Origin of the sequence: Paenibacillus sp. HW567 (genome assembly GCF_000374185.1) — a bacterium.
In the GTDB taxonomy this organism is placed as follows: domain Bacteria; phylum Bacillota; class Bacilli; order Paenibacillales; family Paenibacillaceae; genus Paenibacillus_AQ.
In genome coordinates, this window is sequence record NZ_KB910518.1 from 1 (window position 1) to 19,164 (window position 19,164).

Sequence of the window (19,164 nt, forward strand, 5' to 3'; positions counted from 1 at the left end):
GTGCCCGTTTGGTGGCGATAGCGGAGGGGTTCCACGCGTACCCATCCCGAACACGACCGTTAAGCCCTCCAGCGCCGATGGTACTTGGACCGAAGGGTCCTGGGAGAGTAGGACGCCGCCAAGCAATTTATGACCACTGTTGAATCATTGACAGTGGATTTTTTGCGTTGTGCAGAGTTGTGGAAAAACTGTGGATAATTTTCAGCAAGTGCAGAAAACTTACGCACATGTGACGCAATTCTCGGAAACATTCTATCCACTGTTAGTGTGGATGGAATACATATTTATGTGGATTCGTCAAGATGAGCACCAAGAAACACACGGTTTTTGTGGATAAAAAGTGGATATTGTGGATAATGTAGTGGAAATCGTGGATAACTATTTTTTGCGTGAAATAATCATTCCGGTATTGGGAGTTAATGCACAGGGTCTGTGGATAACTTTGGGCGTATCTTATTTTTTAATTGATTAGCGTACGGGCCCCGGGCTTGATATACTCACATTATGCACTGCTATTAACGTAGACGAGGTGAACGAATGTGGATATCAGACAATTGCGGCCCGAGGAATTTGAAGCCAGCTTAAGCCTGTCCGAATATGCTTTTCAATACAAGGTTAGCGGTGAGGCCAGGGCTGAGTCCCGGATGAAATTTAAGCCGGAGAGAGTGTGGGGGGGTTTTGAAGAAGGGGTTTTAGGGGCTGAGTTGACGTTGCTTCCGCTTCAGGTGTACATACAGGGGAAAGCTGTGCGCATGGGAGGCATCGCCGGTGTAGCAACATGGCCGGAGAACCGCAGACAGGGACTGGTCGCCAAGCTTTTGAGACATACACTGCAAACGATGAATGAGGCGGGGCAGACGTTGTCTTTTTTACATCCCTTTCTAATTCCCTTTTACCGGAGGTTCGGTTGGGAGGTTTACTGTGAGTACAAGAAGTATTCTATTCCAGTAGCGATGTTTCCACGGAAGACGGAAATTCAGGGCAGTATAATGCGTGATACAGCGGAGCTTGAAATTCTGGAGCAATTGTATAGCCGTTTTGCCGCCGAATATAATGGAACATTGCAGCGTGACAGGGATTGGTGGAAACGGAGCGTATTGGATGAGGACACGCATCACTGCGTTTTTTATTCGGAGCTTGGGGAACCGGAAGGCTATGTTCTCTATAAAATAGAGAAAAAAGAGCTGGTCATTGATGAATTTGTATATCTGAATGAAAAAGCGCGCCAAGGCCTCTGGACATTTCTAGCCAACCATGACTCGATGATAACAGGAGCTTTACTGAAGCTGGTGCCGTCCGATGATATGCTGCCCTATTTGCTGCCGGACCCGCGGATTCAACAAGAGAGTTATCCATATTTTATGGCACGGATTGTAAATGCAGAAGCGTTTGTGAACAATTTTTCCTTTAGAGGCCAGAACAGCATTCAGAAGTGTACCCTGTATATCGAAGACGAGCATGCCCCATGGAATGATGGATTGTGGCAATGGACTGTAACGGAACAAGGGGAAGCAACGTTAAGCCGCGTAGAAGGAACTAAGGATACGGCTGATCTAAGCTGTACTATTGGTACACTTACTGTGCTGCTGCTTGGATATAAACGTCCATCGGAGCTGGCACGCTACGGACAATTAACCGGGAAGGCCGAGGCTGTGCAATGGCTGGAGGATATTGTTCCACAATCAAAGACGGCTTTGTTTGATTTTTTCTGATACGAAGCTTAGGCTCTCCTCTTCAAAATAAGAAGCTGGGGAGCCTATTCCATATATAAATGATGCCCCGTATAACGGATAGTCAGAATACAATGGGACTAAAAAGTAAAAAATAAAAGTAACCCCTTGGAATTCACTGAGAATGTGTTATAATATGAAAAAAGTCAAAGAAAGTCAAAGTCAACGCAAAAGGTACTACAAGCATTGAACACTGGAGGATGAGTGATGCGTAATATCTCTGATATTATCGAACAATATCTGAAGAATATTTTGCATGAAAGTCCCGAAGGTACGGTGGAAATTCAGCGCAATGACCTGGCGGACCAGTTCTCATGCGTACCGTCTCAGATCAATTATGTCATTAGTACACGCTTTACTTTGGAAAAGGGCTATGTAGTGGAGAGCAAACGGGGAGGCGGAGGCTATATTCGAATTCAGCGTTTTGAGCTGCCCCAGAATGTGGCACTGTACGCCCATCTCAACTCTACAATCGGAAAAGATATTGATCAAAATTCCGCCGAAGGGCTGATCTATCAGCTTGAGGAGGCTGGTTTTCTAACCAAGCGTGAAGCGTGCCTCATGCGCGCCGCTGTTTCCCGGGAATGCCTGACGGTTAATCTTCCGTACCGGGATGAGATTCGTGCCAAGCTGATGAAGGCTATGTTGATCTCTTTGTTAGGCAAATAATGCTCAATCTAAGGGAGGGACACCGCTTATGCTATGCCAGGAATGCGGGGTCAAACCGGCGACGCTCCATTTCACGAAGATCGTGAACGGGGAGAAGACGGAGTTTCATATTTGTGAAAGCTGCGCACGGGAGAAAGGGGAGCTTATTCCGGGAACAGCGGGAGGCTTCTCCATTCACAGCTTGCTGTCAGGCCTGTTGGATCTTGAGGGGGCGGGCAAGGAGAAAACTGCAGCAGCCCAGACCGTACAGGGCCTGCATTGTGAGAATTGCGGAATGACATATTCGCAGTTCAGCAAGCTTGGACGTTTTGGCTGCAGCTCTTGTTATAAATATTTTGACAGCACGCTTGACCCGCTATTCAGACGGGTACATGGCAGCACTGCTCATGTAGGCAAGCTTCCAAAACGGGCAGGAGCCCAGATCATGTGCAAGCGGCAGATTGATGAACTGAAGCAGGAGCTGCAGCAAAGCATCGTGCAGGAGGAGTTCGAAACTGCAGCCGAGCTGAGGGATCAGATCCGCAGGCTTGAAAAAGAAATGCCGCAAGAGTAAAGTCTTTGATATATAGGGGGGATACGACGTGTCAAATCTCCGGTTTACCGAACAAGCGCTTAGTGACTGGATGCGCTGCGGAGGCAGCCATTCCGAGATAGTGATCAGCAGCCGTATGCGTATCGCCCGTAATCTGGAGCATCTTCCTTTCCCGTTGCTGGCCTCGGCAGAGCAGTCGGAAGAAGTGCTGGAGCAGCTCGCTCCTGTATTTCAGGGGGAGGCCAGTGCGGATTTCGGAACCTTTCAATTGCTGAAGCTGGATGAGCTGGATGAGCTGGATAAAAAAGTGCTGGTGGAAAAGCATCTTATCAGCCCTAACCTGGCCAATGACTCACGGGGCGGCGCGGTCATCCTGAATGAGGACGAGTCGGTCAGCATCATGATCAATGAGGAAGACCATTTGCGTATTCAATGCCTGTTCCCCGGTCTGCAGGTTAGAGAGGCTTGGTTGAGGGCTACAGCAATTGATGATATTTTTGAAGGCTCTGTTAATTATGCCTTTGATGACCGCAGAGGGTATTTGACCAGTTGTCCCACGAATGTTGGCACAGGGCTTCGCGCATCGGTGATGGTGCATTTGCCGGCGTTGGTAATGACACAGCAAATCAACCGGATTTTATCCGCTGTTAATCAGGTAGGACTTACGGTAAGAGGAATTTATGGTGAAGGCAGCGAAGCAGTAGGGAACATCTTTCAGATATCCAACCAAATCACGCTCGGCCAGACTGAAACTGAGATTATTGAGAATCTTCACAGTGTCGTCACCCAGATCATTGAGCATGAGCGCAATGCACGTGAACGTTTGCTCGCAGATTCCGCACTGCGGATTACCGACAGAATCAAACGTTCTTACGGCATTTTGTCTTATGCGGCGGTGATGGAGCTGAAGGAGTCCGCACAGCGGCTCTCCGACCTAAGGCTTGGAGTGGATCTTGGAATTCTGGAAGGGCCTTCGATTTCAGTGCTCAATGAGCTTAACGTTAAGACACAGCCGGGCTTTCTGCAAAAAATGTTCGGCGACGAGCTGACAGCTACCGAGAGAGATATGTACCGGGCGAAGCTGCTTCGGGAGACACTGGGATCACAACATTAATTATAGATATTTATTATTCGTGGAGGTGCAGGAGATATGATGTTTGGAAGATTTACGGAACGCGCACAAAAAGTGCTGGCGCTGGCGCAGGAAGAAGCCGTTCGTTTGGGACACAATAATATTGGGACAGAACATATTTTGCTCGGACTGATTCGTGAAGGAGACGGCATAGCCGCCAAGGCTTTGATAGGTCTCGGTCTGGGTCTTGAGAAAATTCAGGATGAAGTGGAGACGCTGATTGGCCGCGGACAAGAGCAGCCGACAAACATCGCGTATACTCCTCGCGCCAAAAAAGTGATTGAGCTGTCGATGGATGAAGCCCGCAAGCTGGGACATACGTATGTCGGCACTGAGCATATCCTGCTCGGGCTGATCCGTGAGGGAGAGGGCGTAGCTGCCCGTGTACTGAACAATTTGGGAATCAGCTTGAACAAAGCCCGCCAGCAGGTGCTGCAGCTTCTGGGCAGCAGTGAGGCTACTTCCAGCCACAGCGGTGCCCCAGCCAATGTCAGCACTCCAACGCTGGATGGCCTGGCCCGCGATTTGACCGCATACGCCAAAGACGGCAATCTTGATCCGGTTATTGGCCGCAGCAAGGAAATTGAGCGGGTGATTCAAGTGCTCAGCCGCCGGACCAAAAATAATCCGGTGCTGATCGGTGAACCTGGGGTAGGTAAAACAGCGATTGCCGAAGGCTTGGCTCAAAAGATCATCAACAATGAAATTCCCGAAACCCTGCGCGACAAACGCGTAATGACCCTTGATATGGGCTCTGTGGTTGCCGGTACGAAATATCGCGGTGAGTTCGAAGACCGCCTCAAAAAAATTATGGATGAGATCCGTCAAGCAGGCAACATCGTCCTCTTCATTGATGAGCTGCATACGCTGATTGGTGCAGGCGGAGCTGAAGGCGCAATTGATGCTTCCAACATCCTGAAGCCTGCACTGGCCCGTGGAGAGCTACAATGCATCGGTGCTACCACACTGGATGAATACCGCAAATATATTGAGAAGGATGCAGCACTGGAGCGCCGCTTCCAGCCGATTACGGTAGATCAGCCTTCTCCGGAAGAAGCTGTACAAATTCTCTACGGTCTTCGTGACCGATATGAGGCCCACCACCGGGTGAAGATTACGGATGAAGCTATCGTTGAAGCTGTTAAGCTGTCCGACCGCTATATTTCTGACCGCTTCCTGCCGGATAAGGCGATTGACCTGATTGATGAAGCGGGCTCCAAGGTAAGACTTAATTCTTACACGATTCCGCCAAATCTGAAGGAACTTGAAATGCGCCTTGATGATATCCGCAAGGAGAAGGATTCCGCTGTACAGAGCCAGGAATTTGAAAAGGCTGCTGCACTGCGCGATACTGAGCAGAAGATCCGCGAGGAACTGGATACCACAAAGAATCAATGGAAAGAAAAACAAGGCCGCACCGATTCTCAGGTTACACCGGAGGATATCGCTCAGGTGGTTGCCAGTTGGACGGGGATTCCGGTCAATAAGCTGAAGGAAGAGGAAACAGATCGCCTGCTCAAGATGGAAGAGCTGCTTCATGAACGTGTAATTGGACAGGACGAAGCCGTCAAGGCGGTCAGCCGGGCGCTCCGCCGGGCACGTGCAGGCCTTAAAGACCCTAAACGTCCAATGGGCTCGTTCATCTTCCTTGGACCAACCGGGGTTGGTAAAACCGAGCTGGCGCGGGCACTCGCCGAAGCAATGTTCGGTGACGAAAATGCGGTTATCCGTATCGACATGTCCGAGTATATGGAGAAGCATTCCACCTCCCGTCTGGTCGGAGCGCCTCCGGGGTATGTTGGCTACGAAGAAGGCGGCCAATTGACCGAGAAGGTTCGCCGCAAACCATATTCCGTTGTACTGCTGGATGAAATCGAGAAGGCTCATCCGGAAGTATTCAACATTCTGCTGCAGGTACTGGAAGATGGCCGTTTGACCGACTCCAAAGGCCGTGTAGTCGACTTCCGCAACACTCTGATCATTCTAACCTCCAATGTTGGGGCGCAGGCGATCAAGAAGAATTCGACGCTTGGGTTTACGGCTGTACAGGATGCCGGAGCGGATTATAACAACATGAAGGGCAAAGTGATGGAAGAGCTGAAGAAGAGCTTCCGTCCTGAGTTCCTGAACCGCATTGACGAAATCATCGTCTTCCACTCCCTGGAAGAAAAGCATATTGCCGAAATCGTCACGCTGATGTCCGATGAATTGCGCAAGCGGCTGCGTGAATACGATGTGGACTTTATGCTCACAGATGGGGCTAAAGCCTTCCTCGCCAAAGAAGGCTATGATCCTGCCTTTGGTGCTCGTCCTTTGCGCCGGGCAATTCAGAAGCATATCGAAGACCGCCTTTCTGAGGAACTGCTGAGGGGCAACATCAAGAAGGGCGATTCCCTCAAAATTGATGAAGTCGGCGGTGAGCTTGTGGTAACAACCGTGGAGCCGCCGGTTGGCGTTACTTTGGAAAAAGAGGTTGGAACCGAATAACGATATTATGAGCGCTTAGCAATTGAAACAAAGCTCCCGTCCCTCTGTATAGAGGGGCGGGAGCTTTGTTTGGTTTAGGGGATAATTTGGCGATCGGCGTACGGAGGTTTAAATTGGCTCTGTTTCAGGCAGGTTAAGGAGGCAGGCCAAAAGTAGATCTTAAGTGACCTTCCGTTAAGTGTGCAGAAATGGTAAACTTTGAATAAGAGAAAATTACCCACAATTTTAGCAAGTTCCGATTGTAAGGAGAACACATGGCCAAACCAAAAACAAAATTTTTCTGCACCGAGTGCGGCTACGAATCGCCGAAGTGGTTCGGCAAATGTCCGGGCTGCAAGGAATGGAATTCCATGGTGGAAGAGACGGAAAGCGTAGTCAAAACACAAGGAATGAATGCACCGATTTTTCAGAGTAAAGAAAAGCCGCAATCAATCATAAATATAGAAAGTGACAAAGAGCCGCGTATCCTTACAGGCATCGGTGAGCTTAACCGTGTGCTTGGCGGGGGGATCGTGCCAGGATCACTTGTGCTTGTAGGAGGCGATCCCGGCATCGGTAAATCGACGCTGCTGCTGCAGACCTCTCACGCGCTGACGACACAGGGATTGCGTGTATTGTATATTTCAGGAGAAGAATCGGTCCGGCAGACCAAGCTTCGCGCTGATCGGCTTGGGGCGTTGTCGGCAGAGCTGTACGTATTGTGCGAGACGAATATGGAGAGCATTGAGGAAGCAATTGAACAAATCCAGCCCCAGTTTCTGGTCATCGACTCTATCCAGACAGTGTTTATGCCGGAGGTAACCAGTGCCCCAGGCAGCGTGACGCAGGTTCGTGAATGTACAACCAGGTTCATGCGAATTGCCAAAATCCGTGGGATTGCCACGGTGCTCGTAGGGCATGTCACCAAGGAAGGCGCAATTGCCGGCCCCCGCATGCTGGAGCATATGGTGGATTGCGTGCTTTATTTTGAAGGGGAGCGGCATCATACTTATCGCCTGCTGCGGGCGGTGAAGAACCGCTTTGGTTCAACCAATGAGATCGGGATTTTCGAGATGGGGGAGATTGGGCTTACCGAGGTGGAGAACCCTTCCGAGCTCTTCTTGTCGGAGCGTCCGCTTGGAGTAGCAGGCTCGGCGGTTGTAGCCAGCATGGAAGGAACAAGACCGGTGCTTGTAGAGCTTCAGGCGCTTGTGGCCGCTACCCATTTCCCTTCGCCACGGCGGATGTGCACGGGGATGGATCATCAACGGATGGCGCTGATTCTTGCGGTATTGGAGAAGCGGATGGGCATGTTTTTGCAGAATCAGGATGCTTACCTCAATGTTGCCGGTGGGGTGAAGCTGGATGAGCCGGCCATTGATTTGGCGGTTGCGGTCAGCATTGCCTCCAGCTTCCGCGATATTTCGACGAAGCCCTATGATGTCTTTTTCGGTGAAGTTGGGCTTACGGGAGAAGTAAGGGGCGTTTCGCGTGCGGAAACACGCGTCAAGGAGGCTGCCAAGCTTGGCTTCCGCAGGGTAATTATGCCTGAGAAAAGCATGAAGGGCTGGAAGCATCCGCAGGATATCCAGATTATTGGCGTCAGCACCGTAGCAGATGCACTAAAGGTCGCGTTAGATTAGGGGGCACAGGATATGAAGGAATTAGAAAATATGAACGATCTGCTCAGAATGGCGGCACCGGGAACACCCTTCCGGGAAGGTCTGGAGAATGTGCTGCGGGCGAAGACAGGAGCGCTCATTGTTGTCGGATACAGTCCTGAAGTGATGGAGGTTGTCGACGGCGGATTTTCCATTAACTGTGATTTTTCGCCCAATTATTTATATGAGCTGGCTAAGATGGATGGCGCGATTATTTTAAGCGAGGATTTGAAACGGATTCTCTATGCGAACACGCAGTTGATTCCCGATTCCTCCATCTCATCAATTGAGACAGGCATCCGGCATCGTACAGCAGAGCGTGTCGCCAAACAAACCGGCAAGTTGGTCGTTTCCATTTCCCAGCGGCGCAACATCATTACCCTGTATCAAGGTACTATCCGTTATGCACTGAAGGAGATCGGAGCGATTCTGGCCAAGGCCAATCAGGCGATTCAAACGCTGGAGAAATACAGAGCAGTGCTCACCCAAAGCTTAACCAATTTGTCCGCCTCTGAATATGAGGGAATTGTGACAATGGCTGAGGTTGTTGGAGTCATCCAGCGTGTGGAGATGGTGCTGCGGATTAAGATGGAAATTAAACGCTACATCAATGAACTGGGCAATGAAGGACGCTTAATCAGCATGCAGATGGAAGAGCTGGTCGGAAATACAGAGGAAGAAGCATGGCTTTTGTACAGAGACTATGCAAGAGAGGAGCAGGAGGACAAAATCCGTGATATTATTGCCGGACTCAAACGGACCAGTGACGATGATCTGATGGACGACAACCACATTGCCCGTCTGCTCGGATACTCCTCCACAGCCATTTCTTCGGAAGAAGTGGTGACTCCGCGCGGTTACCGCCTGCTTAACAAAATTCCGCGGCTGCCGAATGTAATCATACACAATCTGGTGGAACGGTTTGAAGCGTTGCCTAATCTTATGACGGCAAGCATTGCGGAATTGGATGAGGTGGACGGGATTGGGGAAGTGCGTGCCCGCAATATTCAGGATGGGCTCAAACGTCTGCAGAAGCAAGTTCTTATTGACAGACAAATGTAAATAACATACAATCACGTAATATTGGAACGTTAGTGCTTCAAAGTAAGAAAACAGAGGTGAAGAAATGATACAAAAATCAATTCCGAGTTTGTTTACCATTGGTAACTTGATGCTTGGAATGTTTGGTATCATGATGGCGTTTGACGGCAAGCTGAGCATGGCCGCTATCATGGTGATTATCGCTATGCTGTTAGATGGGCTGGATGGTCGTGTTGCGCGAGCGCTCAAATGTGAAAGCGAATTTGGCAAAGAGCTGGACTCATTATCTGATGTTGTGTCTTTTGGAGTGGCACCGGCGCTTATCATGTATGTTACAAGCCTGCAGGAATTGAACTCTGCATTAGGCTGGACGGTTACGGCAATATTTCCGGTATTCGGTGCGCTTCGCCTGGCCCGCTTTAATGTCCGCCCGGGGATTCCGGGATATTTTGTGGGACTTCCAATTCCGGCGGCAGGTGGAGTGCTTGCTACAATGGCGCTTTTCCATAAAGATGTTTCGGCTCCTTTTATGATAATAGCTACGCTGTTGTTGTCTTATCTCATGGTCAGCACAGTTAAATATCCGAATTTCAAAAAAGTTGGATTGCCTAAAAAGGCGATTGTAGGTGCGCCGGCGGTCATTGTCGTGGCCGTCACCGTTGCAGTGATTTTCCCGGAGCAGATCGGCAAGGTTATCTTTGTTCTGCTTGCTTTATATGCCTTATACGGCTTCAAGCAAAACATTGACCGGCTGACGGCACGCCGTCACCGCCGCCGCAGACCGCGTTCGGAAGATAAAATTTACCATTCGAAGAACGGCTAATATACAGCGATACAGCGCAAAAAGGCTTTGCCATCCCTGAATTCAGTGGACGGCAAAGCCTTTTTGCGTTTACGAGGATGAAGGAGAGCGAGACGGTTCTGGTCAGGAGAAATTAAACAATCCGAGTGTAGCACACTTCTGCGATTCCTTTTTGACAACCTCGTCCATATTAATACCAAGCAGGTTGCACAGTGCTGACATATAGAACAGCTCACGTCCCAGCTCTGAGGCGACTACCTCACGGCAGTTCTCGCACAGCTCGCCTTCGAGATGAGTTCCCGCGAGTTCCTTGGCTTGCTCAAGTCCTAAAGCAGGCTCGAATACCTGTTTCTTGGCATGCAGTTGAATACAACCGCATTCTGTAATGGCTTTGACAACTGCCCGATTAACAGAAGCACTGCTCTGCCCGTTCTTGGACATTACATCCAGAAGACTGCGGTGACGGAGCAATAGTTCGGAGACTTGATCCTGGAAGGCCTGTAAACTTGGTGCGCTCATTTTCCATTCACCCCTGGGTTCATAATTGAGTTCATTATATGTCAGGTCCTCCCTTATTTTCAACCAAGAACAGAAGTTTCCGTGCCTTGTGCACAACCCATAATGTACAGCTCAAGAAAAAATAACGGTCTCCCGGATTATCGTCCAAAAAATTGGAACATACTGGTGAGGTATAGATCATTTTGGATGAATAAAGGGAGGTGCCTGAGGTTATGTGGAAAAAATTGATTTTGACGCTTGCCGCGTTATGCGGGGCTTGGTCCGGTTATACGCTATACCATGCGGCAGAGAGAGGATTCCCGGCAGGAATGGGAAAACTGGGGGAAAGCTTGCCTGTGCAGGGAAGCATTTTGTTTGCGGTGCTGGGTGCCATCATTTTTTTGTTTGCGGTGACTTTATGCGCGGAGTGGGGAGGCTCAAAACTGCGGGAGGCGGTGCTGTACTGTTCGCGTATACCAATGAATGAATTGGCTGCAGGCGTGGCTGGGCTCACGGGAGGGCTTCTGTTGTCACTGCTGCTGTATCCGGCCATGAATTGGCTTGGGAAGGCGGGGGAGCTGCTGCAGGTGGCCGCTACGATGATTCTCGGCTATATGGGGCTGCGGATCGGACTGGAAAAGAAAGAGGAGCTGGCTTTGCTGTGGACCACCGGACGCTGGGGACAGGCGGCTGAACCGGAGGGGCGGGGCCTGGAGGAGCATAAAATCCTCGATACTAGCGTCATTATCGACGGACGGATTGCCGATATTTGCAAAACGGGATTTATCGAAGGGACGATTGTCATTCCAGAATTCGTTCTCGAAGAGCTACAGCATATTGCCGATTCTTCAGATCTGCTGAAACGCAACCGCGGGCGGCGAGGGCTCGATATTCTCAACAAAATCCAAAAAGAGCTTGATGTAAAGGTCCTGATCTACGAAGGTGATTTCGAAGAAATTTCCGAAGTGGACAGCAAGCTGGTCAAGCTGGCTAAGGTGCTGCGCGGCAAGGTAGTGACCAATGATTTTAACCTCAACAAGGTGTGTGAGCTTCAAGGGGTGTCGGTGCTGAATATCAATGACCTCGCTAATGCGGTGAAGCCGGTCGTGCTGCCTGGCGAAGAAATTATTGTTCAGGTCATTAAGGATGGCAAGGAGCATGGACAAGGTGTGGCTTATCTCGATGACGGGACAATGATCGTTGTAGAAGGCGGACGTGAATATATTGGCACTACCATGGAGGTGCTGGTAACCAGTGTGCTTCAGACTTCGGCTGGACGGATGATCTTTGCCAAACCGAAGCTGATGGAAAAGGCGCAATAATCGGATTCGAGGCGCTGAAGCTGTCCAAATGGGTTGGAAATGGCCGCCAAACACGTTATGATGGGGATATACGTGAGGACAGGAGCAGACAGAATGCCAAACAGTGTGGGCGTCGTGATCGTGGCGGCGGGCAGAGGGACAAGAATGGGGACTGCGGAGAGCAAGCAGTATTTGCTTTTGCAGGGCAAACCGATAATCGTTCATACCCTTGAGGTATTTCAGCGGCATCCGCTTATTTCTGAAATCGTACTCGTTACAGGTGAAGAGGATGTAGAACGTTGTCAGGAGTGGATTATCACCTACAAGCTCGGCAAAGTAGCCGCCGTAGTAGCCGGAGGCTCCGAACGTCAGCATTCCGTCTACCGGGGGCTGGGGAACCTTGGGACAACCTGGGTGATGGTGCATGATGGTGTCCGTCCGTTTGTGCAGGAGAAGGAGATTACAGCCTGCTACGAGCGTGCCCGGGAGATTGGTGCATCGGTGCTCGCTGTGCCGGTGAAAGATACGATCAAGCAGGTGAACACAGAAGGCAAGGTGCTGTCCACGCCTGATCGGCGAAGTCTGTGGGCGATTCAGACCCCGCAGACTTTTCGTCTTTCTGAGTTGCTGAACGCCTACAAGGAGGCGGAGCGTGACGGGTTTCTCGGCACCGATGATTCAAGCCTGGCAGAACGCAGCGGCATTCCGGTTGCTGTAGTGGAGGGAAGTTACGGAAATATTAAGATTACTACGCCGGAAGATCTCGATTTTGCCGAATTTACACAAAGAAACAGGGGAGAGGTACAAACATGATTGCTGTAGGACAAGGATTTGATGTACACCAGATGGTGGAAGGAAGGCCGTGCATTATTGGCGGGGTTACCATTCCTTATGAAAAAGGCTTGCTCGGTCATTCTGATGCTGATGTGCTGCTGCATGCAGTGAGCGATGCTATCCTTGGGGCGCTGGGGCTTGGAGATATCGGCAGACATTTTCCCGATACTGACCCGGCTTTTAAGGATGCGGACAGCTTGAAGCTGCTGGAACATGTGTGGGCGCTTGCCCGCGAGCGTGGCTATAAGCTGGGAAATATTGATTCTACCATCATTGCCCAGAAGCCGAAGATGGCGCCATACATCCCGCAAATGACCGAGATTATTGCCAAGGCGCTGGGTGCCGAGAGCTCAAGAGTGAATGTCAAAGCAACCACTACCGAGCAGTTAGGCTTTACTGGACGCGGTGAAGGAATTGCGGCACAATCTATTGTCTGTCTGCTCCAAGATGTGATATCATCTTGAGATGGCTGTATGCAGCCTAATATTAACCATTATGAAGCGGAGGGAATGACATGGCGGATCAAGTCCGGGTGCGTTACGCACCAAGCCCTACGGGACATTTACATATCGGAAATGCCAGAACGGCGTTATTTAACTATTTGTTTGCCCGTAATCTGGGCGGCAAATTCATTATCCGGATCGAAGATACGGACGTGAAGCGCAATATCGCTGAAGGCGAAGAAAGCCAGCTTAAATATTTGAAATGGCTGGGAATGGATTGGGATGAAAGTGTCGATGTCGGCGGAGAATACGGACCTTACCGTCAGACCGAACGTCTCGATCTGTACCGTGTGCATTGGCAGGATCTATTGGACCGGGGCCTTGCATATCGCTGCTATTGCACTGAAGAGGAGCTTGAAGCGGAACGCGAAGAACAGACGGCCCGTGGCGAAACTCCGCGGTATTCAGGCAAGCACCGTAATTTGACGGAAGAGCAGCGTCTTGCCTATGAAGCGGAAGGACGCGTAGCCAGCATCCGTTTCCGGGTGCCGGAGGACCGCACTTATACCTTTGATGATATCGTAAAAGGCAGCATTTCTTTTAACTCCAAAGAAATGGGCGATTTTGTAATTGTGAAGAAGGATGGAATACCGACCTATAACTTTGCCGTAGCCGTGGATGATCATCTGATGGATATCTCGCATGTGCTGCGTGGGGAAGATCATATTTCCAACACGCCGCGCCAGTTGATGATTTATGAGGCCCTTGGCTGGGAACCACCGCTGTTTGGCCATATGACTCTGATAGTCGGCGATGATCACAAGAAGCTGAGCAAACGGAATGAATCTATTATTCAGTTCATTGAGCAGTACGATCAACTGGGCTATCTGCCGGAAGCGCTGTTCAACTTCATCGCACTGCTCGGCTGGTCGCCGGAAGGTGAAGAGGAGATTTTCAGCCAAGAAGGGCTGATCTCAATTTTCAATGCGAACCGTCTGTCTAAGAGCCCGGCGGTATTCGATACGAACAAGCTGGCTCATTTGAATAATCACTATATCAAGCATGCCGATCCAAAGCGAATCGCCGCGCTCGCCATTCCTCATTTGCAACAAGCGGGAAGATTGCCGGAGAAGCTTAACGAAGAACAGCAGGCTTGGGCGGAAAGTCTGGTTGCACTGTACCAGGAGCAGATGACCTCTGCCTCGAATATTGTGGAGCTATCCGAACTGTTTTTCCGCAGCCATGTGGAGCTTGAGTCGGAAGAAGCTGCTCAGATTCTTGCTGAGAGCCAGGTGCCGGAGGTTTTGTCTGCTTTCCTTGTCAAAGTAGAGGCGACTGATGAATTTACACCGGCCAATATGGCCGTTCTGATCAAAGAAGTGCAGAAAGAAACCGGACATAAGGGCAAAGCGCTGTTTATGCCGATTCGTGTCGCTTTGACCGGACAAACGCATGGCCGTGATTTGAATGCAACGATTGTGCTGCTCGGCCGTGACCGGGTCATTGATCGTCTGAAGTCGCAAATTAAAGAGGCTTAGAGCGGGATAACCGGAGGGGCAGCCCCTTGTCAGGCCTTAGTCTTTTCGCTAAGATAGAAGAATATGATAATAGCTGGGATCAGGAAAAGTACGCGTATAAGGACAATTACCAGAGAGAATAACCGCTAAGGGATGTTTCCTTACAGGCTGGGAGTTATTCATTTGTCCGCCGCTGAACATGCGCCTGTGAGCTGCTCGGTTGAGCATTCCTGCTTGGGATGTTAGACCGTGCCGGAAACGTTGCCGTTACAGACGCCAAGAGGGATGGAGCATCTACTGGCAAGTCATCATGAAGACAGTGAGTATGCACAAGTCCAAGCAGAGTGGAACCGCGGTTATACGTCTCTGCAGCTTTATGCTGCAGGGGCGTTTTTTGTTGAAATTTCGGGGCGTGGTGTTCATTTCAAACCAAGGCTCATAGGATGCGTACAGATAGAAAGCGTGGGCCGGAGATAATTCCTTCCTTATGCATACCTGTAAACAGGAGGCGGGGAAGCCAAAGAAGAGGGGAACCGTGATGTTTAAGCATATCAAATCGGACATTCGGGCAGTATTCGACAACGATCCCGCAGCCCGCAGTTGGTTCGAGGTTGTCTTCACCTATGCCGGACTTCACGCCATTTGGGCGCACCGGCTCGCGCATTTTTTCTACAAGCGGCGCTGGTTCACGCTCGCACGAATCGTTTCCCAAGTCAGCAGATTCATGACCGGTGTTGAAATCCATCCCGGCGCCACCATTGGCAGCAGATTGTTTATCGACCATGGAATGGGAATTGTCATCGGAGAAACCTGTGAAATTGGTGATGATGTGATTATCTATCAAGGGGTTACGCTCGGGGGAACCGGAAAGGAAAAGGGAAAGCGGCATCCAACCGTCGGCAACAACGTTGTTATAGGCTCAGGCGCGAAAGTACTCGGATCATTCCAGATTGGCGATAATTGCAATATCGGCTCTAACTCAGTGGTCCTGCGGGAAGTGCCAAGCAACAGCACAGTGGTAGGCAATCCTGGCCGTGTGGTTAAGCGCAACGGAGAACGGGTATCCGACCGCCTCGACCATACCAAGATGCCGGACCCGCTTATCGACTCCCTGCGCTTCCTGCAGAAGGAGATCGAGGAAATCAGAGAGCAGCTAGGCACAGAAGACAAGCAAAAACAAGAGCAGCGCAGGCTGGAAAGCCAGCAGTATATCGGCGATTACGAAATATAATCAGGAAGGATTGGGAAAAGAATGGCTTTGCAAATTTACAACACAATGTCCCGCAGCAAGGAACTGTTTGCGCCGCAGGAGCCAGGCAAGGTGAAAATGTACGTCTGCGGTCCAACGGTTTATGGCTATATGCATATTGGAAATGCCAGACCGATTATCGTTTTTGATATGGTTCGGAACTACCTGGAGCACATCGGCAATGAAGTGCAGTACATTACGAATTTCACGGATGTGGACGACAAGCTGATCCGCAAAGCGGAGGAAATGAACACCACTGTAGCTGAGGTCGCGGAGATTTTCATTGCGGCTTACCGTGAAGATATCGCGGGTCTGGGCGTGAAGCCGGCAACAATGAATCCGCGCGTAACGCAGAGCATGGACCTGATTATCGAGTTCATTAAGGAGCTTGAGGAAAAAGGCTACGCATATGAAAATGGCGGCGACGTCTACTACCGCACAGCCAAGTTTGCCGACTACGGCAAGCTGTCCCGCCAGAATCTGGAGGAGCTGCATTTCGGCATACGGGTGGAAGTGGATTCGCGCAAAGAAAAGCCGGAGGATTTTGTGCTCTGGAAGGCAGCCAAACCGGGCGAAGTTCACTGGCACAGCCCTTGGGGCGAGGGACGTCCAGGCTGGCATATTGAGTGCTCGGCTATGGCCCGCGAATTTCTTGGCGACACTATTGATATTCACGGCGGTGGGCAGGATCTGCAGTTCCCGCACCATGAATGCGAATGCGCTCAGACAGAAGCATTAACAGGCAAGCCACTGTCCAACTACTGGATGCACAACGGATTTATTAATATCGGCGACGAAAAAATGTCGAAATCGCTCGGAAACGGTCATCTTGTAAAAGACATCCGCGAGCGCTTCAAAGCCGGGACCATCCGTTATTTCATGCTCTCCACCCATTACCGTAATCCGCTGAATTTCACGGAAGAATCCATGCTGTCGGCTGAAAAAAGCGCTGAGCGTATTGCTCTCGCAGAGAGCAATGTGAAGCATCGGCTGGAGCTTGATTCAGCAGGTGCCGAAGGAGAGGCCAGCGGGCAGATTACGGGGCACCTGTCAGCGATTATCAATAATTTTCATGCCAAAATGCAGGATGACTTCAACACGCCGGATGCGATTACAGCGGTGTTCGATTGGGTAAGCCTTGCGAACAATACACTTGCGAATACAGACGCGTTGTCCGCAGACTTTGCCGCACTGTTGAAGGTTTTTGCCGAGATGAATGCGGTGCTGCGCCTTACTCCCGAACGGGATGAAGAGGCTGCCGGTGAAGAAGTGGAGCGTCTGATTGCTGAGCGGGCCGAGGCACGCAAGAATAAGAACTGGAGCCGTTCCGATGAGATCCGCGATGAACTGAACGCCATGGGTATTCTGCTTGAGGACACTCCTCAAGGCATGCGGTGGCGGCGGAAATGAGCGGGTCATTCCAACCGGAGAGCGCCTGGTTTCCCTATGAGCCTTCCAAGCAGGCCCGGCTGCTCCCGCCGCTCGTGCTGGCGTATGCGGGTGATGCCATTTACGAGGTGGCGGTCCGCCAGTACCTGATTTCACTGCCGAACCTGCGCCCGAACCATTTGCACCGTGCAGCGACAGGGTTGGTCTCGGCCAAAGCGCAGAGCACAATTCTGGCTTATCTTGAGCCGCTGCTTACCGAGGAGGAGAAGGATGTCGCCCGGCAAGGGCGGAATGCCAAATCGGGGACAATCCCCAAAAATGCAGATGTGCTGGAGTACCGTCACGCTACCGGATTTGAATGTCTGATCGGTTATTTGTATTACACAGGCCAGCAGGCCCGCATACAAGAAATCGTTCACAGCAGCTTTGAATACATGATGAACCGGCCGAAGTAAGGCTTTTTCGGGATATAGATTTATAGAATAGGAGGCATGAACATGGAAGATTTGAAGACAGAAGAGGAAGTGTTGGCTGGCAAGCATTCAGTGCTTGAAGCGCTTCGTGCCGGCCGTACCCTTAATAAAATATGGATTGCCGAAACGGCACAAAAGCATTTGACCGCACCGATTATCGCCGAAGCACGCAAAGCGGGGATTGTAATCCAGCATGTGGATAAAAGGAAGCTGGACCAGCTTGCCCCTGGTGTGCAGCATCAGGGAGTAGTGGCACAGGCGGCGCCATTTGCCTATGCCGAGGTGGAGGACATTCTGGCAGCAGCAGAAGCCAAGGGGGAACCGCCGTTTCTTATATTGCTGGATGAAATCGAAGATCCGCACAATCTGGGTTCTATTCTGCGTACCGCCGATTGCACCGGTGTGCATGGAGTCATCGTTCCCAAACGGCGCTCGGCGCAGATCACAGCTACTGTATCCAAAACCTCCGCAGGGGCTGTGGAATATGTTCCTGTCGCACGGGTGACCAATCTCGGACAGACGATAGACCGGCTTAAGGAGCTGGGGGTCTGGGTAGTCGGCACTGATGTGGATACCGATCAGAATCTGTATGCTTCTGATATTTTTGCAGGTCCGGTGGCTGTGGTAATCGGCAATGAGAATAAAGGGATGGGCCGTTTGATCCGGGAAAAATGCGATGTGCTGCTGAAGCTGCCTATGGCCGGAAAGATCAATTCGCTAAATGCTTCAGTCGCCGCCGGCGTAGTTATGTATGAGGTGCTGCGCCGCCGGCATCAGCAAGGGTAGCGATGGCTGACTGGCGTGATATTCTGCTTGTGGACGGATACAATATGATCGGCGGCTGGCCTGATCTTGCCGCATTGTCACAGACCGGCATGCAGGAAGCGCGCGACAGACTGCTGGATTTCCTGGCAGATTATCAGGCATTTTCCGGGCTGCGTGTCATTGCCGTGTTCGATGCTTACCGTGTGCCTGGCCTTGGGCGTTCCTTTGTACAGGGGAAGGTGCAGGTGTTCTTCACCAAGGAAAAAGAGACTGCGGATGAATGCATCGAACGTCTGGTCGGTGAGTTCAGTCACCGCAGGCGGCAGATTTACGTAGCCACCAGTGATTTTATTGAGCAGCATGTTATTTTTGCTCAAGGCGCCCTGCGGATTTCTGCCCGGGAACTGCGGATTGCGATCGAAGAGAATCAGAAACAGGTCAAGAAAGCAATCGAACCCCAGAGCATCAGTTCCAAACGAAATTCATTGGAAGAAAAGCTGCCGCCTGAAATGCGCAAACGTCTGGAGGATTGGCGCCGTCAATGAAGCTGCCGTGAGCTGTAGCATCTCTGGACAAAATGACATAAAATGTTATTGAAGATTGTTTTTGGACAATCTGCGGTTGACGGTGTAAGGTAACATAATATATACTTGTCCTATATT

General features: G+C 50.7%; 18 protein-coding genes and 1 rRNA gene. 18 read left to right on the plus strand and 1 reads right to left on the minus strand.

Annotation, left to right across the window (positions count from 1 at the left end; translation table 11 throughout):
• Positions 1–7 precede the first annotated feature (7 nt).
• The 9 genes from rrf to pssA all read left to right on the plus strand — a co-directional run bounded on the left by rrf (position 8) and on the right by pssA (position 10,054).
• A 5S ribosomal RNA gene (gene rrf, locus B212_RS0100005) occupies positions 8–124 on the plus strand.
• A 415-nt stretch (positions 125–539) separates the two neighbouring features.
• Positions 540–1,712 carry a GNAT family N-acetyltransferase gene (locus tag B212_RS0100010; RefSeq protein ID WP_019908182.1) on the plus strand — a complete coding sequence of 391 codons (1,173 nt, stop codon included), beginning with the start codon at positions 540–542 and terminating at the stop codon, positions 1,710–1,712.
• A gap of 225 nt (positions 1,713–1,937) precedes the next feature.
• Complete coding sequence (locus B212_RS0100015; RefSeq protein ID WP_019908184.1) at positions 1,938–2,399, plus strand: CtsR family transcriptional regulator; 462 nt, start codon at positions 1,938–1,940, stop codon at positions 2,397–2,399.
• 28 nt (positions 2,400–2,427) lie between these two features.
• The gene (locus B212_RS0100020; protein ID WP_019908185.1) at positions 2,428–2,952 is read left to right on the plus strand and encodes a UvrB/UvrC motif-containing protein; all 525 of its coding nucleotides are present in this window, start codon (positions 2,428–2,430) and stop codon (positions 2,950–2,952) included.
• A 28-nt stretch (positions 2,953–2,980) separates the two neighbouring features.
• Complete coding sequence (locus B212_RS0100025; RefSeq protein WP_019908186.1) at positions 2,981–4,045, plus strand: protein arginine kinase; 1,065 nt, start codon at positions 2,981–2,983, stop codon at positions 4,043–4,045.
• Between the two features lie 36 nt (positions 4,046–4,081).
• A complete protein-coding gene (gene clpC / locus B212_RS30395) occupies positions 4,082–6,550 on the plus strand; it encodes an ATP-dependent protease ATP-binding subunit ClpC (RefSeq protein ID WP_019908187.1) in 2,469 nt (822 codons plus the stop codon).
• A gap of 254 nt (positions 6,551–6,804) precedes the next feature.
• Positions 6,805–8,172: a DNA repair protein RadA gene (radA, locus tag B212_RS0100035; protein WP_019908188.1), complete on the plus strand. Its 1,368-nt coding sequence runs from the start codon at positions 6,805–6,807 to the stop codon at positions 8,170–8,172.
• Positions 8,173–8,184: 12 nt separating this feature from the next.
• Complete coding sequence (disA, locus tag B212_RS0100040; RefSeq protein WP_019908189.1) at positions 8,185–9,252, plus strand: DNA integrity scanning diadenylate cyclase DisA; 1,068 nt, start codon at positions 8,185–8,187, stop codon at positions 9,250–9,252.
• 64 nt (positions 9,253–9,316) lie between these two features.
• Positions 9,317–10,054 carry a CDP-diacylglycerol--serine O-phosphatidyltransferase gene (pssA, locus tag B212_RS0100045; RefSeq protein ID WP_019908191.1) on the plus strand — a complete coding sequence of 246 codons (738 nt, stop codon included), beginning with the start codon at positions 9,317–9,319 and terminating at the stop codon, positions 10,052–10,054.
• A 102-nt stretch (positions 10,055–10,156) separates the two neighbouring features.
• Here the strand turns inward: pssA and B212_RS0100050 are convergent, their stop codons facing one another.
• A complete protein-coding gene (locus B212_RS0100050; RefSeq protein ID WP_019908192.1) occupies positions 10,157–10,552 on the minus strand; it encodes a hypothetical protein in 396 nt (131 codons plus the stop codon).
• Between the two features lie 212 nt (positions 10,553–10,764).
• On the opposite strand from B212_RS0100050, the gene B212_RS0100055 reads away from it, so the two are divergent.
• The 9 genes from B212_RS0100055 to B212_RS0100100 all read left to right on the plus strand — a co-directional run bounded on the left by B212_RS0100055 (position 10,765) and on the right by B212_RS0100100 (position 19,047).
• A complete protein-coding gene (locus tag B212_RS0100055) occupies positions 10,765–11,853 on the plus strand; it encodes a PIN/TRAM domain-containing protein (RefSeq protein ID WP_019908193.1) in 1,089 nt (362 codons plus the stop codon).
• A gap of 93 nt (positions 11,854–11,946) precedes the next feature.
• Complete coding sequence (gene ispD / locus B212_RS0100060; protein ID WP_019908194.1) at positions 11,947–12,645, plus strand: 2-C-methyl-D-erythritol 4-phosphate cytidylyltransferase; 699 nt, start codon at positions 11,947–11,949, stop codon at positions 12,643–12,645.
• The gene (gene ispF, locus B212_RS0100065; RefSeq protein ID WP_019908195.1) at positions 12,642–13,130 is read left to right on the plus strand and encodes a 2-C-methyl-D-erythritol 2,4-cyclodiphosphate synthase; all 489 of its coding nucleotides are present in this window, start codon (positions 12,642–12,644) and stop codon (positions 13,128–13,130) included. The genes ispD and ispF overlap by 4 nt, the downstream gene beginning before the upstream one ends.
• Before the next feature lie 50 nt (positions 13,131–13,180).
• Complete coding sequence (gene gltX / locus B212_RS0100070; protein ID WP_019908196.1) at positions 13,181–14,647, plus strand: glutamate--tRNA ligase; 1,467 nt, start codon at positions 13,181–13,183, stop codon at positions 14,645–14,647.
• Positions 14,648–15,164: 517 nt separating this feature from the next.
• Positions 15,165–15,857 (plus strand): serine O-acetyltransferase, encoded by a 693-nt coding sequence (gene cysE / locus B212_RS30400; RefSeq protein ID WP_019908198.1) that lies wholly within the window; start codon positions 15,165–15,167, stop codon positions 15,855–15,857.
• A gap of 21 nt (positions 15,858–15,878) precedes the next feature.
• A complete protein-coding gene (gene cysS, locus B212_RS0100085; protein ID WP_019908199.1) occupies positions 15,879–17,285 on the plus strand; it encodes a cysteine--tRNA ligase in 1,407 nt (468 codons plus the stop codon).
• Positions 17,282–17,719 carry a Mini-ribonuclease 3 gene (locus B212_RS0100090; RefSeq protein WP_019908200.1) on the plus strand — a complete coding sequence of 146 codons (438 nt, stop codon included), beginning with the start codon at positions 17,282–17,284 and terminating at the stop codon, positions 17,717–17,719. The genes cysS and B212_RS0100090 overlap by 4 nt, the downstream gene beginning before the upstream one ends.
• Before the next feature lie 42 nt (positions 17,720–17,761).
• Positions 17,762–18,523 carry a 23S rRNA (guanosine(2251)-2'-O)-methyltransferase RlmB gene (rlmB, locus tag B212_RS0100095; RefSeq protein ID WP_019908201.1) on the plus strand — a complete coding sequence of 254 codons (762 nt, stop codon included), beginning with the start codon at positions 17,762–17,764 and terminating at the stop codon, positions 18,521–18,523.
• 2 nt (positions 18,524–18,525) lie between these two features.
• On the plus strand, positions 18,526–19,047 hold the full coding sequence (locus B212_RS0100100; RefSeq protein ID WP_019908202.1) for an NYN domain-containing protein: 522 nt from the start codon (positions 18,526–18,528) through the stop codon (positions 19,045–19,047).
• Positions 19,048–19,164 lie beyond the last annotated feature (117 nt).